Here is a 14239-nt window from a genome sequence, read left to right as displayed (position 1 = left end):
GCCGGCCTGGCGGGCTGCCTCCGCTTTGGCCTCGGCGGCCAGGATCGCCGATTGCCGCTCGCCCTCGGCGCGGGCGATGTCGGCCTGGCGCTGTGCTTCGGCAGGCGCGATGACGTCGGCCTGCAGTGCGGCGGTGGCCTGTTCGCTGCGGCGCTGCTCGACCTCGATGCGGGCCTGCACCCGAGCGGCCTCGGCCTGCTCGGTGGCGATACCGACGTCCTTCTGGGCGCGGGCGTTCGCCAGCGGACCGGCCTGGTCGGCCTCGGCGTTCTCGGCTTCGGTCTGGGCGCGCAACCGGGCCAGTTCGACGTCGCGCCGCTGGTTCGCCGTCGCGATCGCCGTGTCGGCCTCGGCCTGCGCAACCGAACCCTCCTGGCGGGCCTTGGCCGACTGGATCTGGGCGTCGCGTTCGGCCTCGGCCGTGCCGACGGCCGCGTCGCGTTTCACCTCGGCGATCCGACGCTGCCCCAGCGACTTGAGGTAATCGTTGGCGTCGGAGATACCGGCGATCTTGAGGACGTCGACCTCCATGCCGATGCGCGCCAGGTCGGCGCCGGCTTCCTCGACGACGCTGCGGGCCAGGGTGTCGCGATTGGAGTTGAGATCCTCGACGGTCATGGTGGCGGTGATTCCGCGCAGGCTGCCCGCCAGGATCTCGTTGATCTGGCGCGCCAACTCGTTGAGGTCGGAAGTGAGGAAGCGCTGCACGGCGGTCTGCACGGCCTCCTCCGACGAGCCGATGCGAACCAACCCCACTGCCTCGACGTTGACCGGGACGCCGTTGTTGGACAACGCGTTCTGCAGGTTGATGCTGACGTTGAACGGCTCCAGGCTCATGATGTCGACCCGTTCGATGCCCGGCACCCGGAACCTGGCCCCTCCCCGGACCACCTTCGGGGTGCCGCGGCCGGTGAACACCGCGACTTCGTTGGGCGGAACCTTGATGTAGTTCTTGACGTAGACGATCGGCAACGCGACGAACAGCAGAAACGCCGCGATCGCCGCGACGATGGTGATCATCAGAACGGACACGTTCAGTTCCTCTCGAGGGTGGGCGGGTCGGTTCCCGCCCCGGGAATGGTCACGACGTGGACGTAGTCGTCGTCGACATCGGCGATGTACACCGGCGTGGACTTGATCAGCGCGTCCGGCTCGGCCGTGACGGCCCGCGCGCGGACCCGGTTGCCCTCGCCGTCGACGAACGCCACCTCGCCCCAGCCGTCGGTCGGGACGTCGAGAGTGACGGTGCCGAGCAGGCCGATGTAGGACACCCGGCCGCGCTGGGAGTTCGACTGCTGACGACGCAGGTAGGGAAGGAGCAGTCCCTGCAGCGCGGCGATCAGAGCCACCCCGCTGACGACCGCCACGATGGCCGCGCCGAGCGAGCCCAACCCGGACCACGTGCTGATCAACCCGCCGGTGCCCGCACCGAGCAGGCCGGCGGCCAGGCTCGTCAGGCTGAGGAACGGCAGGCCGTCGGGGCCGGACCCGCCGCCCACCTCGACGTCGGTCAACAGCAGGGCGGTCAGCACCGCCACGCCTCCGACGCCGAATGCTGCGAGATAAACCCCGGTCACGTGATGATCTTTGCACTTCTTGCGCACCGGATCCGCGCAGATTTTGGGCCGGGCCGCTCTGCGAGTAACATGGATCAACGGTGCGGCTTCCGCGCCGACTTCTTGCGTGCTCTGTCCTGGAGTTTTTCGGGAATTAGCCAGATCCGGCTCACGTTCTCAAGTCGGACGAAGGCTGCGTCGAGCAGGCCGGGATACGAAACGAAAGCAAGGATCGCTACACAGTATGGCCAAGAAAGACGGTGCCATCGAGGTCGAGGGTCGCGTGGTCGAGCCCCTGCCCAATGCGATGTTCCGCATTGAGCTGGAGAACGGACACAAGGTGCTCGCCCACATCAGCGGAAAGATGCGGCAGCACTACATCCGCATCCTCCCGGAGGACCGCGTCGTGGTGGAGCTCTCTCCTTACGACCTGTCCCGCGGCCGCATCGTGTACCGCTACAAGTAAGCCCCCATCCGAGAAGCACAGAAGGATCGAACGAGCCGTGAAGGTGAACCCGAGCGTCAAGCCCATCTGCGACAAGTGCAGGGTGATCCGCCGGCATGGGCGGGTCATGGTGATCTGCTCCGATCCCCGCCACAAGCAGCGGCAGGGCTGACACAGCCGTAGGCAGTACCCACAACTGAATGATGACCTCCCAGAACCACTGAGCGGATTGGCCGCTCGCACACGTCCGGCACGGAGGCCGGACCCCGGCAAGTGTTCCGGGAACGGACTGGGATCAGACCTCCGCAGAACACGAGGAATGGCACACATGGCTCGACTAATGGGCGTCGATCTCCCGCGCGACAAGCGCATGGAGATCGCCCTGACCTACATCTACGGCGTCGGCCGTACCCGCTCCCAGGAGATCCTGGACGCCACCGGGATCAGCCGGGAGCTGCGCACCAAGGACCTGACCGACGATCAGGTGACCCAGCTGCGCGACTACATCGAGGGCAACCTCAAGGTGGAAGGTGATCTGCGCCGCGAGGTGCAGGCCGACATCCGCCGCAAGATCGAGATCGGCTGCTACCAGGGTCTGCGGCACCGCCGTGGCCTGCCGGTGCGTGGCCAGCGGACCAAGACCAATGCGCGCACCCGCAAGGGCCCGAAGCGCACCATCGCCGGCAAGAAGAAGGCCAGGTAACCCCGGATGGCACAGGCAAAGAAGGGTGGCACCGCCGCCAAGAAGGGTCAGAAGACCCGTCGTAGGGAAAAGAAGAACGTCCCGCACGGCGCTGCGCACATCAAGAGCACGTTCAACAACACCATCGTGACGATCACCGATCCTGCGGGCAACGTGATCGCCTGGGCATCGTCGGGTCACGTCGGCTTCAAGGGGTCGCGTAAGTCCACCCCGTTCGCCGCGCAGCTGGCCGCCGAGAACGCCGCCCGCAAGGCGCAGGAGCACGGTGTCAAGAAGGTCGATGTGTTCGTCAAGGGTCCGGGCTCGGGCCGCGAGACCGCGATCCGTTCGTTGCAGGCCGCCGGGCTCGAGGTCGGCGCCATTTCCGATGTCACCCCGCAGCCGCACAACGGTTGCCGTCCGCCCAAGCGGCGCCGGGTCTAGGGAATAGGGAGAAACACTCATGGCTCGTTACACCGGACCCGTCACCCGCAAGTCGCGTCGCCTAGGCGTCGACCTCGTCGGTGGAGATCAGTCCTTCGAGAAGCGCCCCTACCCGCCCGGCCAGCACGGCCGTGCGCGGATCAAGGAGAGCGAGTACCGCCAGCAGCTGCAGGAGAAGCAAAAGGCCCGCTTCAGCTACGGGGTGATGGAAAAGCAGTTCCGTCGCTACTACGAAGAGGCCAACCGTCAGCCCGGCAAGACCGGTGACAACCTGCTGCGCATCCTGGAGAGCCGGCTGGACAACGTCGTGTACCGCGCCGGCCTGGCCCGCACGCGGCGGATGGCACGTCAGCTGGTCAGCCACGGCCACTTCACCGTCAACGGTGTGAAGGTCGACATCCCCAGCTACCGCGTCTCGCAGTACGACATCATCGACATCAAGGAAAAGTCGATCAACACGCTGCCGTTCGAGCTCGCTCGGGCCAACGCCGGCGACCGGCCGATCCCCGGTTGGTTGCAGGTTGTCGGCGAGCGTCAGCGCATCCTCGTGCATCAGCTGCCCGAGCGCGCACAGATCGACATCCCGCTCTCCGAGCAGCTCATCGTCGAGCTCTACTCGAAGTAAACGTTCACGACCCGGACGGGTCGTGGATCACCTAACGGCATCAAATAGCGGTTGCCGAGAAGGAGAAGAAGAAAAACATGCTGATTTCTCAGCGCCCCACACTCAGCGAAGAGGTCATCGCCGAGAACCGGTCCCAGTTCGTCATCGAGCCGCTGGAGCCCGGATTCGGTTACACCCTTGGCAATTCGCTGCGTCGCACGCTGCTGTCGTCGATTCCCGGCGCGGCGGTCACCAGCATCCGCATCGACGGTGTGCTGCACGAGTTCACCACCGTCCCCGGGGTGAAGGAAGACGTCACCGACATCATCCTGAACCTCAAGGGTCTGGTCGTGTCCTCCGAGGAGGACGAGCCGGTCACGATGTACCTGCGTAAGCAGGGCCCCGGCGACGTCACCGCCGGCGACATCGTCCCGCCGGCCGGTGTCACCGTGCACAACCCCGAGATGCGCATCGCCACCCTCAACGACAAGGGCAAGCTCGAGGTCGAGCTGGTCGTCGAGCGCGGTCGCGGGTACGTCCCGGCCGTGCAGAACAAGGCCTCCGGCGCCGAGATCGGCCGTATCCCGGTCGATTCCATCTACTCGCCGGTCCTCAAGGTCACCTACAAGGTGGAGGCCACCCGCGTCGAGCAGCGCACCGACTTCGACAAGCTGATCCTCGACGTCGAGACCAAGAGCTCCATCGGCGCCCGCGACGCGCTCGCATCTGCGGGCAAGACGCTGGTCGAGTTGTTCGGTCTGGCACGGGAACTCAACGTCGAGGCCGAGGGCATCGAGATCGGCCCGTCGCCCGCCGAGGCTGACCACATCGCGTCGTTCGCGTTGCCCATCGACGACCTCGATCTGACGGTTCGTTCGTACAACTGCCTCAAGCGCGAAGGTGTGCATACGGTGGGCGAGCTCGTCGCCCGCACGGAGTCCGACCTGTTGGACATCCGTAACTTCGGCCAGAAGTCCATCGACGAGGTGAAGATCAAGCTGCATCAGCTGGGTCTGTCGCTCAAGGACAGCCCGGCCAGCTTCGATCCGTCCGAGGTCGCCGGCTACGACGTCGCCACCGGCACCTGGAACAGCGATGCGGGTTACGACCTGGACGCCGACCAGGACTTTGCCGAAACTGAACAGCTCTAACCGATTCGTCCGTCCCGGTCCTACCTGATACGGGGGCCGGCCCCATTTAGGAGATAGTCGCAATGCCTGTGGTTTCAAATGCCTAAGCCCACAAAGGGTCCTCGCCTCGGCGGGTCGTCCTCGCACCAGAAGGCGCTGCTGGCGAACCTGGCCACCTCGCTGTTCGAGCACGGCCGCATCAAGACGACCGAGCCGAAGGCACGGGCATTGCGTCCGTACGCGGAGAAGCTCATCACCCACGCCAAGAAGGGCACGCTGCACAACCGGCGTGAGGTGATGAAGAAGATCCGCGACAAGGACGTCGTGCACATCCTGTTCGCCGAGATCGGCCCGTTCTTCTCCGATCGTGCCGGCGGTTACACCCGCATCATCAAGGTCGAGAACCGCAAGGGCGACAACGCCCCGATGGCGGTCATCGAACTGGTGCGGGAGAAGACTGTGACGTCCGAGGCCGATCGGGCCCGCCGCGTTGCCTCGACGAAGGCCGAGCAGCCTGTCGCCGCCGCGGCGGCGCCGCAGGCCGCGGTCGAGCCGGAGGCGGCCGAGGGGCCGACGGAGCTCGAGTCGGTCGAGGAGACCGAGGTCGAAGCGGTCGAGGAGACGCCTCTGGCCGAGGAGGCCGAGGTCGAGACCCCGGGCACCGAGGAGACCGCGGCCGAGGATGACAGCAAGTCCTAGCGACGACATCGTGAACATGCCCGCCACCGGAACCGGTGGCGGGCATGATTCGTTATCCCGTCGCTCCGCTCGCCCGGTGACTCGTCTTCGGCTCGATATCGCCTACGACGGAACCGGATTCGCCGGCTGGGCCGCGCAGACCGGGCAGCGCACGGTGGCCGGTGCCGTGGGTGACGCGCTGTCGACCGTGTTCCGGGTGCCGGTACAGGTGCGTGCGGCGGGCAGGACCGACTCCGGGGTCCACGCCAGCGGTCAGGTGGCACACGTGGACGTGCCCACCGAGGTGTTGCCGCACGCCTACCCGCGGACTCGCCGCGGGAGCGACAGCGAGTTCGGTCCACTGGTGCGCCGGCTCGCCAAGTTGTTGACCGAGGACGTCCGTGTTCTCGAGATCACCCGCGCCGCTCCAGGTTTCGACGCGAGGTTCTCCGCGCTGCGCCGCCATTACCTCTACCGGCTGTCGACGGCTCCGTACGGCGTCGAGCCGCACGAAGCACGATTCGTGACGGCATGGCCGCGCGCTCTGGACCTCGACGCGATGTCCGAGGCCGCGCGGGGGCTGCTGGGACTGCACGACTTCGCCGCGTTCTGCCGGCACCGGGACGGCGCGACGACCATCCGGGAGTTGCAGCGGCTGGACTGTACCCGCGACGGGCACCGGGTCACGGTGGCGGTCAGCGCGGACGCGTTCTGCTGGAACATGGTGCGATCACTGGTCGGTGCGCTGCTGGCGGTCGGCGAGCACCGCCGGGATCCGGCGTGGTGCGTGGAACTGCTGACCGCGACGCGGCGATCCAGCGACTTCGCCGCGGCGCCGGCGCGGGGGTTGACGCTGGTCGGCGTGGACTATCCGCCCGACAGTGAACTCGTGGCACGCAACCTGATCACCCGGGATCTGCGCACCGCGGACGAGATCGGCTAGAGCTAGAGCCTGCCCGCCACGAAGTCGGCTGCCTGATTGACCATGCCCGCCTGGATGTAGGCCGGCGCCAGGTGGTCAGCCCAGTAGTCCTGCCAGTTCTCCGGGTCGGTCGGGTTGCAGATCGGGTCGTCGCCGTGGCACAGCTCGATGGTGCGGTCGGCGTAGAGCGGGTTGAAGTTCGTGATCGGCCCCACCCAGGCGATGCCGTTGCCGAACAGCGCGACCGCCGCGATGTGCCGGTCGGCACCGGCAGGCAGCGGGCTCTTGAAGCCGAACGCGGCGATCGGAACGGCCAGCACCACGTCGGTGACCGCGGCGCCCAGCGAGTAGCCGCCGAGCACCAGCCGGGTGTCGGGGCAGTTGGCCGACATGTACTGGATGCGCTGGCTCATGTCGTTGGCGCCGATGTCGATCTCGGTGTCGGCGGGGTACTTCACGGCGTACAGATCGATGTCCTTGCCGGTCTTCTGCCGCAGCGCGCTGGCCAGAGCGTTGCCGATCTGGCCGGCGCCGGCAGACTCGACGCGGCCGCGGGCGAAGATGAGCTCGGCGGCGGGGCAGGATTGGGCAGAGGCGGCGGGGAGCGCCGATGTCGCGCCATCGGGAATCGCCGCCGGAGCGATCAGTCCTGAAACGGCGAGAACGACCGCAAGCGTCAATTTCCGAATCACCCCGCCGATCATAGCCACAGCCGGCAACACCCGTCACGCGGTTTGTGCTGCTGCAAGCGGAGCGGGATCGACCGTCAGATCCGTCCGGCTGCGAAACCGGCGGCCTGGGCGATGAACGGTGAGGATTCGTAGCTCGTGTGGGCGAACGGATTTCGGCCGCCCGAGCAAATGGGGTCGCCGTTGGCGCACAGATCGAGCGCCTTGCCCGCGAACGAGCCGGCAGCCGAGACCGGATTGCCGAACTTCGTCGCCGGGTTACCGAAGACCGCAACCGCCGCGACGTTGCCGTTGAGGCCGCCGGGCAGTGGCGGCGCCGAGCCGATGTTGCCCACCCGGTTGCCGAGCGGCGGCACCCCGGCCAGCATGTCGATGACGGCCGCACCCTGCGAATAACCGCCGAGCACGATTCGCGTGCCGGGGCACTGCTGGGCCATGAACGCAATCCGGTTGGTGGCGTCGGTGGCGCCGACGGCGGTGTTGAGGAAGTCGTAGCTGGCGGGATAGTTGACGCCGTACGTACCGACCGTGCGGCTCCCGAGCTGTGGCCGTAGTGCGTCGGCGAGCGCCTGGCCCACCCGCCCGACACCGGCGGGCTCACTCGTCCCGCGGGCGAACACCACCTCGACGTCGGGACACGGTTGCGCGGCTGCCGTCGGGACCGGCAACACGAGAGCGGCCATCGGCACGGCCGCGACAGCGGAGACGGCCGCCAGGATCCGGCGGCTTGAGCGGTCGAAAGTCACAAGACACCGTATCTCACCGGGACTACAGCAGTCCCGCTACGAAGCCGGCAGCCTGGTCGGTGAAGCCCGCGGAGACGTAGTTGCTGTGGGCAGGGATGTCGTCGCCCGGCCCGCACACCGGATCACCGGCGTTGCACAGGTCGATGGAACGCGGACCCCAGACCGGGCTGGTGGTCAGGGGGAGGCCCACCTTGGCCGACGGGTTGCCGAACACTGCGATGGCAGCGACGAAGTCCGGGGTGTTGGGGGGTAGCGGGTTGGTGAACCCGGCACCGGGAACCGGAATGGCGGCGATGACGTCGACCACCGCGGCGCCCTGCGAGTACCCGCCGAGCACCAGCCGGGTGTTCGGGCAGCTGGCGATCATGTACTGGATGTGGCCGCTGGCGTCATCGGCTCCCGCGGCGACCTGGAGGAAGTCGAAGGTCGCCGGGTAGTTGACCGCGTAGGCACCCACCGACCGGCCGCCGACGCGACCGCGCAGCGAGTCCACGAACGCCTGGCCGACCCGGCCCAGGCCCGCCGCTTCGTCGGTGCCGCGCGCGAACACGACCTCGATGTCGGGGCAGTTCTGGGCTCGGGCCACCGGTGCGGTCGCCGGGGCTACGACGGATGGTCCTACGAGCAGCGCAGCCGCAGCCACGACGGCTGCCGCCAGCGGACGCACATCAAGATCGGAAGTCACCCGTTGATGTTAGCGGGACATCACCCGCGGGAGCGTCGGGCCAGGTCACCGCCGCGAGCTCCTCGCTGCGGTCGCCCTGACGGGCCAGCGCCAGACCGGCAAGTACGATCGCACCCCCGACGGCCTGCGTCGCGGTGATGGCCTCACCGAGCAACAGCCACGCGGCCAGCACCGCGAACAACACCTCGGACAGACCGACCAGCGACGCGAACCGGGGCCGCAGTCGGGCGATGCCGATGATCCCGAGCGTGTACGCGATCGCCGTCGGGATCAGTGCCAGTGCAATGACCGGCACGAGCCACGAGGTGGTCCATCCCGCGATCACGACGTCGCTTGCGGTGAACGTCAGCGGCATCACCCCGGTGAGCCCGATCAGTCCGACCGTGACGGCGCCGATGACGAGACCGCCGGCGGCCAGGGTGATCGGGTGCAGTCCGGGCCGGCCATCGGGGTCCTGCACCCCGACCTTGTCCGACATCAGGAAGTAGCAGGCCGCGCAGACGGCGGCGGCCAGACCCCATCCGACGCCGACGAGGTTGACGTCGGCGGCCGCCAGCCCGTCGGCGCCCAGGATCCCGAGCACCAGCATGATCCCCACCACCGCGACGACCACACCCCCCAGCGTCAGGTTGGTGGGCCTGCGTCGGGTGACCGCCCACAGCCAGGCCACGACCAGCAGGGGAGCGGTGTATTCGAGGAGCAGGGCGACGCCGACCGACAGATGGTTGACGGCGTTGTAGTAGAAGAACTGCGCGCCGGCGATCGGCACGATCCCGTACCACACCACGGTGCGGGCGTACCTGCGCGCTTCGCGCAGCCACCCGGGACGTATCAGCGACGCGAACACTCCCATCGCCAGCGCGCCGCCGGCCAGCCTGGCCGTGACGGCGGCGGTCGGGCTCCAACCGGCCTCCATCAGCGATTTTGCAAAGGGTCCGGAGGAACCGAATGCGAGTGCCGAGCCGATCGCGAAGAGTAGGCCCGTCCGAAAGCGGTGGGAGTCGTTCGCAGCCACGGGCCACCTCCGAAATGTCGATAGGGGTGTAATGAGTAAACCCAACTTCGGTCATGACGCTAGCCCGGAAAGGAGTCATGAGTCAAATGCTTTTCAATCATGACACGGACCTCACGTTGCGGGCGGTGTGCGTGCTGATCAACACCGACCGGGTCGACGGCGAGCGCCTCGCCGACCTCGCCGCGCTCGATGAGTATCTGGCCACGTTCGGGTGGACCGGCCGACGCGACCACGACGCCGCCGAGCTGGCGGCGGTTCAGCGGCTGCGGACCCGTCTCGGCCGCATCTGGGAGAGCGCCGACGACGAGGAACGAGTGGTCGGCCAGGTCAACGCGCTGCTCAGCGACACCCGTGCGGCCCCATGGCTGACGCGGCATGCCGAGATGCCGGAGTGGCATCTGCACCTCGCGTCGATCCACGACCCGCTGTGGCAGCGGATGGGTGCCGAGATGGCGATGGCACTTGCCGACCTGATCCGCTCGGGTGAGCTGCGGCGGCTCAAGATCTGCGCTGCCCCCGACTGCGAGGCCGTGCTGGTCGACCTGTCCCGTAACCGGTCCGGGAAGTTCTGCGACACCGGCAACTGCGGCAACCGCCAGCACGTCGCCGCCTATCGGGAGCGCCGCTCCAACAAGTGATCGGACCCCTCCGGGGCCACCGTTAGGCTGGCCGGAGGGGGTCAGCAGTTGCAACCGACTACGCGCCTACACGTCAGTGGACACCGATTCCTGGTGCACCGGATGGAGCACGCGTTGCTGCGGGGTGACACCCGGATGCTCGACGATCCGCCTCGGGGACAGTCGATTTCGTTGGCGGCCGGTGCGTTGTTGGCGGCGGTGGCAGTGGCGGTCTGCGCGGTGCTGGCGTTGGTGAGACCGGCGGGCGAACTCGGCGACGCACCCGTCGTGGTGGTGCGTGAGACCGGTGCGATGTATGTCCAAGTCGACGGCACCGTGCACCCCGTCCCGAACCTGGCCTCCGCGCGGTTGATCGTGGGCACTCCGGCCGACCCGCGGCTCGTCGGTCAGGCGGCCGTCGACACAGCGCGTCGTGGTCCGTCGATCGGCATCCCCGGTGCACCGGAGACGATCTCGGCACCCCTCACAGCCGAGGAATCGAGCTGGACGGTGTGTGACGACCCGCGCGGAGTGACCACCGTCATCGCCGGACTGCTACCCGAGGACGCAGGGCACGCGGGGCCCGGCGTGCTGGTGACGCCGCGCGGCGCGGGCGCCGCGACCACCTACCTGCTCTACGAGGGAAGACGCGCTCGGGTGGACCTCCGCCACCACGCCGTGGTCCGCGCGCTGCGTCTCGAGGGCGTGGTGCCGCGGCCGATCTCCGCCACGGTGTTGGCGGCGATACCCGAGGCCCCGCAGATCGTGCCGCCACACCTGCCCGCAGCCGGCGAGCCCGGCCCGCGAACGCTGCGCGACCACCCGGTGGGCACCGTGGTGAGAGTCCCCCGCATCGCGGGCGCACCCGACTCCGGAGCGGACCTCTTCGTCGTCCTCGCCGACGGTGTGCAACGCATCGGCGAGGTGGCCGCAGACCTGCTCCGCTACACCGATCACCGTGTCGGCGAACAGATACCGACGGTATCACCCGCCGACGTCGGCACCGTGTCCGTCGTCGACACCCTGCCCGTCACGACGTATCCCGAACGGGGCGGAGTGGTCCAGGCTCCCGTGGTCTGCGCGCACTGGCGGGTGGAGCCGGACGGCAACGCATCTGCGACCGCGGTGCGCACCGGGCACGCGGTACCGGCGGCCGGCACTCCGGTCTCGCTGGCGCAGGCCGACGCGGACGGCCCAGCGGTTGATGCCGTGTTCCTGCCGCCAGGCCGCAGCGTGTTCGCCCACTCCGTCGGGCTCACCGGCAGCGGGGGCAGCACCGGATCACTGTTCCTGGTGACGGATTCGGGCGTTCTGTACGGAGTTCGCGATGGCGCTGCGGCCGCCAGCCTGGGGCTCACCGACCCGGCGCAGCCGGCTCCCTGGGCGGTGCTAGCCGCGCTGCCAAGGGGGCCCGAACTCAGTCAGGCCGGCGCGTCAGTCCTACGGGACGGCATCAGCGATGGCACTGTCGCGTCGCCGTGACCGGCCCACAGCCACCGAGACCGCGATGATCCCCGTCAGCACCACACAGATCGCCGCTGCGCGCACGGCCGTGACGCCCGCAGACCGGTCGACTGCCGGGGCAGGCGTCGCTCGTGGCAACGGTGTCGAGGACTGCGGCCTCGGTGCTGCGGGCCCGGGGGTGCTCACCGCGGCGAGCGCATCGACGACACCGTGGCCGACGGCCGGATTCCACCCGGTCGCCGGGCGCCGCGCGGTCTCCTCGATACGCCGCACTACCTGGCGGGCCGTGAGCTCGGGGGAGCGGGCGCGCACCAGTGCCGCGATCGCGCTCACCACCGGTGCGGCGTAGCTGGTTCCCGAGATCGGGGATCCGCCGGAAACGGTGTGTACCAACCCCTCCCCGGCGGGGGCGAGCGAGACGACACCTTCACCCGGTGCCGCGACGTCCACCCACGGTCCGGCGAGGCTGAACTGCGACGGCGCGCCGTGGCCGTCAACCGAGCCGACCGTGAGCACGTAGTCGTCGTACCAGGCGGGGCTGACCACGACGGAGACCTCGTCCCAGCCGGCGGCGTCGCGGGGGTTGGGGCCGGGACACTGGCCGGGACCGCCGACATTGCCTGCCGCGGTCACGACGACGACGTTCTTGACATCGACGGCGTAGGCCAACGCTGCACCCAGCGCCCGGTCGTCGAGGGCACTGTCGGCGGGCAGGCACGCCACTGAGGAGATGTTGATGACGGTGGCGCCGAGGTCCGCGGCTGTGCGCACCGCCGCGGCCAGGGTCCCCACATCGCCGGATCCCGAACTGCCGGGGTCGTCGGCAGCGCGGAACTTGTTGCTGGACTGCCGGATGGCGAGGATCGCGACATCGGGAGCGATTCCGGTGAAAGCCGTGGGCTGCTCGGAATCAGCTGTCGCGCCGATGATCCCGGCGACAATTGTGCCGTGACCGTCGCAGTCTGCCGCGCCGTCCGCCGTCGACACGTAGTCGCCCCCCGCAACCAGATGTGGGAGCCGCCGGTGGCGGGCCACGCCGGTGTCGATCACCGCGACGGTCTGGCCGGCGCCGCGGGTCAACGCCCAGACGGTGCTGAGATCTGAACCCGCGAGCTGGCCCGGGGCAACCGAAGTAGGCGACACCGGCGCAGCGGTGGCGCAGTCGTCATGCTGGGTGGTGGGCCTCGGAGGCGCGGGTGGGGCCGGCGCAGGCAACCGTGAATCGTCCAGTGGTGGTGGGGCCACCGCGGCTGCGGTGGGTGCTGCGTGCACGGTCGTGAACGTGAGTGTCACCACGGTCAGCAGGCGGCACACCCGGGTGGCAATGTTCATGACAAGCTCAGTTCCCGCACCATGCCGTACAACCCGGTCAGCCAGGCCGCCAGGGGCGCCACCGCGGCCAGGGCCAGGTACTCCAGGACCTGCACGCCCTGGCGGACCACGGGATTCGACAGCGCGAGATCCACCCGGCAGCGCAGCACGCCGACACCGGCGATGACCGCGGCCGCACCGAGCCAGGCGGCGTGTTCGGGCGTGATGCGCACCGCGACGGTGTGGGCGGCGAGAAGCGCGCAGAGTCCTGCGGCGCTCGACACCAGCCGCCGCCGGGTGTCGACGTGGGAGCGTTGACGCAGCAGCAGCAGGAGTCCGACGTCGGCGGCGAACAGGACGGCGACAGCGGGCGCGGCCTGCGGCTGGGTTGCGACTGCCGCGACCCCGATCGCGGCGGCGCAGGACCATCCGGCGACCATGCCGGTCAGGATGCGGTGCGCGAGCGCTGCCCGGGCGTCGTCGACGTCCGAGCGCGCCGGACCCAAGCCGGCCGCCACCACCGTCAGCTTCGGTGCGAGGGACAGCCCGGCCAGCGACAGCACCGTCAACACCGCACCGCTGACCGCCAATGTTGCCGAGGTGGCCACCGCGACCGCCCCCGTCGCGGCGACCGTCGCCGTCGCCGCCGCAAGGCCGGTCAACACCGCGGTGTCGCCACATGCCAGGCGCAGCAACAGGATCGAGACGGTCAACCCACAGGCCGCGGCGAGCAACACTGCGGCCGGCCATGGCGCGTCGGGCACCGCGAGAAATCCGGAAGCCACCGCCACGACGACCACACCTGGACTCAACACCGCGGCGCGCGTGGGCTCGCCGCCGGTTTCGGCGGCGATCCGGGCCACGACGTCACCTGGGTCACCGTAGGTTCTGCATGGCGCGGGGGGTGCGGCGGTGCCGAGCAGGATCAGATCACCGTCCTCAACAGCGTTCTCCCGCAACGACAGCGACGTATCGATACGGGTACCCCCGACCCGGGTCAGATACCAGTGCTGCGGGTGAACCATTGTGACCGATTCACCGACGGCGGCGTCTACGATCGACGGGATCATCTCGCCGACCGGGCAGTCTGCGGGCAGCACAAGGTCGACCGCCGCCGGCTGCTGCCGCCCCGTCACGTGGATGACCAACCTGCACAACGTATCCGGCACACCGTCAACGTAACCCGGTTCGGCGCCGGGGCCACGCAGAAATTTGTCAGGTTGTGGATGGAACGGAGTTGGCGGCCGCTGC

18 protein-coding genes are annotated in these 14239 nt (G+C 68.8%); 10 read left to right on the top strand and 8 right to left on the bottom strand.

Going from position 1 to position 14239, the window contains the following annotated elements:
• Together WA944_RS24490 and WA944_RS24485 are read right to left on the bottom strand one after the other, a co-directional pair.
• Positions 1-1020 (bottom strand): flotillin family protein (locus WA944_RS24490; protein WP_526647433.1); only part of this gene is annotated, 1020 nt, incomplete at its 3' end.
• Between the two features lie 14 nt (positions 1021-1034).
• A complete protein-coding gene (locus tag WA944_RS24485) occupies positions 1035-1577 on the bottom strand; it encodes an NfeD family membrane protein (RefSeq protein WP_526373127.1) in 543 nt (180 codons plus the stop codon).
• Between the two features lie 223 nt (positions 1578-1800).
• On the opposite strand from WA944_RS24485, the gene infA reads away from it, so the two are divergent.
• The 8 genes from infA (at position 1801) to truA (ending at position 6482) form a co-directional block, all read left to right on the top strand.
• Positions 1801-2022 carry a translation initiation factor IF-1 gene (gene infA, locus WA944_RS24480; protein ID WP_003418601.1) on the top strand — a complete coding sequence of 74 codons (222 nt, stop codon included), beginning with the start codon at positions 1801-1803 and terminating at the stop codon, positions 2020-2022.
• Positions 2023-2059: 37 nt separating this feature from the next.
• The gene (rpmJ, locus tag WA944_RS24475; protein WP_003879483.1) at positions 2060-2173 is read left to right on the top strand and encodes a 50S ribosomal protein L36; all 114 of its coding nucleotides are present in this window, start codon (positions 2060-2062) and stop codon (positions 2171-2173) included.
• 156 nt (positions 2174-2329) lie between these two features.
• On the top strand, positions 2330-2704 hold the full coding sequence (gene rpsM, locus WA944_RS24470) for a 30S ribosomal protein S13 (protein WP_159230635.1): 375 nt from the start codon (positions 2330-2332) through the stop codon (positions 2702-2704).
• A 6-nt stretch (positions 2705-2710) separates the two neighbouring features.
• On the top strand, positions 2711-3127 hold the full coding sequence (gene rpsK / locus WA944_RS24465; protein WP_159230636.1) for a 30S ribosomal protein S11: 417 nt from the start codon (positions 2711-2713) through the stop codon (positions 3125-3127).
• Between the two features lie 19 nt (positions 3128-3146).
• Positions 3147-3752: a 30S ribosomal protein S4 gene (gene rpsD / locus WA944_RS24460; RefSeq protein WP_526373129.1), complete on the top strand. Its 606-nt coding sequence runs from the start codon at positions 3147-3149 to the stop codon at positions 3750-3752.
• A 77-nt stretch (positions 3753-3829) separates the two neighbouring features.
• On the top strand, positions 3830-4882 hold the full coding sequence (locus WA944_RS24455) for a DNA-directed RNA polymerase subunit alpha (RefSeq protein ID WP_526373131.1): 1053 nt from the start codon (positions 3830-3832) through the stop codon (positions 4880-4882).
• Positions 4883-4960: 78 nt separating this feature from the next.
• Positions 4961-5560, top strand: coding sequence for a 50S ribosomal protein L17 (rplQ, locus tag WA944_RS24450; RefSeq protein ID WP_526611508.1), 600 nt, complete (start codon positions 4961-4963; stop codon positions 5558-5560).
• Positions 5561-5570: 10 nt separating this feature from the next.
• Positions 5571-6482: a tRNA pseudouridine(38-40) synthase TruA gene (gene truA, locus WA944_RS24445; RefSeq protein ID WP_526611534.1), complete on the top strand. Its 912-nt coding sequence runs from the start codon at positions 5571-5573 to the stop codon at positions 6480-6482.
• A 2-nt stretch (positions 6483-6484) separates the two neighbouring features.
• Here the strand turns inward: truA and WA944_RS24440 are convergent, their stop codons facing one another.
• The 4 genes from WA944_RS24440 to WA944_RS24425 form a co-directional block, all read right to left on the bottom strand.
• A complete protein-coding gene (locus tag WA944_RS24440; protein ID WP_526647432.1) occupies positions 6485-7165 on the bottom strand; it encodes a cutinase family protein in 681 nt (226 codons plus the stop codon).
• Between the two features lie 62 nt (positions 7166-7227).
• On the bottom strand, positions 7228-7833 hold the full coding sequence (locus WA944_RS24435) for a cutinase family protein (protein WP_526373146.1): 606 nt from the start codon (positions 7831-7833) through the stop codon (positions 7228-7230).
• Between the two features lie 85 nt (positions 7834-7918).
• A complete protein-coding gene (locus tag WA944_RS24430) occupies positions 7919-8581 on the bottom strand; it encodes a cutinase family protein (protein WP_526373136.1) in 663 nt (220 codons plus the stop codon).
• Positions 8565-9596 carry an EamA family transporter gene (locus WA944_RS24425; RefSeq protein WP_526373137.1) on the bottom strand — a complete coding sequence of 344 codons (1032 nt, stop codon included), beginning with the start codon at positions 9594-9596 and terminating at the stop codon, positions 8565-8567. The genes WA944_RS24430 and WA944_RS24425 overlap by 17 nt, the downstream gene beginning before the upstream one ends.
• Positions 9597-9682: 86 nt before the next feature.
• Between WA944_RS24425 and WA944_RS24420 the strand changes: the two genes are divergently transcribed.
• Both WA944_RS24420 and eccB read left to right on the top strand, forming a co-directional pair.
• Positions 9683-10234 (top strand): CGNR zinc finger domain-containing protein, encoded by a 552-nt coding sequence (locus tag WA944_RS24420; protein ID WP_526373147.1) that lies wholly within the window; start codon positions 9683-9685, stop codon positions 10232-10234.
• Between the two features lie 102 nt (positions 10235-10336).
• Positions 10337-11695 carry a type VII secretion protein EccB gene (gene eccB, locus WA944_RS24415; RefSeq protein ID WP_526373139.1) on the top strand — a complete coding sequence of 453 codons (1359 nt, stop codon included), beginning with the start codon at positions 10337-10339 and terminating at the stop codon, positions 11693-11695.
• Here the strand turns inward: eccB and mycP are convergent.
• A complete protein-coding gene (gene mycP / locus WA944_RS24410; protein WP_526373141.1) occupies positions 11654-13009 on the bottom strand; it encodes a type VII secretion-associated serine protease mycosin in 1356 nt (451 codons plus the stop codon). The two genes, eccB and mycP, sit on opposite strands and share 42 nt — an antisense overlap.
• On the bottom strand, positions 13006-14157 hold the full coding sequence (eccD, locus tag WA944_RS24405) for a type VII secretion integral membrane protein EccD (protein ID WP_526611512.1): 1152 nt from the start codon (positions 14155-14157) through the stop codon (positions 13006-13008). Before eccD ends, mycP begins: the two co-directional genes overlap by 4 nt.
• Positions 14158-14239 lie beyond the last annotated feature (82 nt).

This window comes from Mycobacterium sp. (genome assembly GCF_049683355.1).
Classification (GTDB): domain Bacteria; phylum Actinomycetota; class Actinomycetes; order Mycobacteriales; family Mycobacteriaceae; genus Mycobacterium.
Note: the sequence above shows the minus strand (reverse complement) of the source record. Positions and strands in the feature narration are given on the sequence as shown.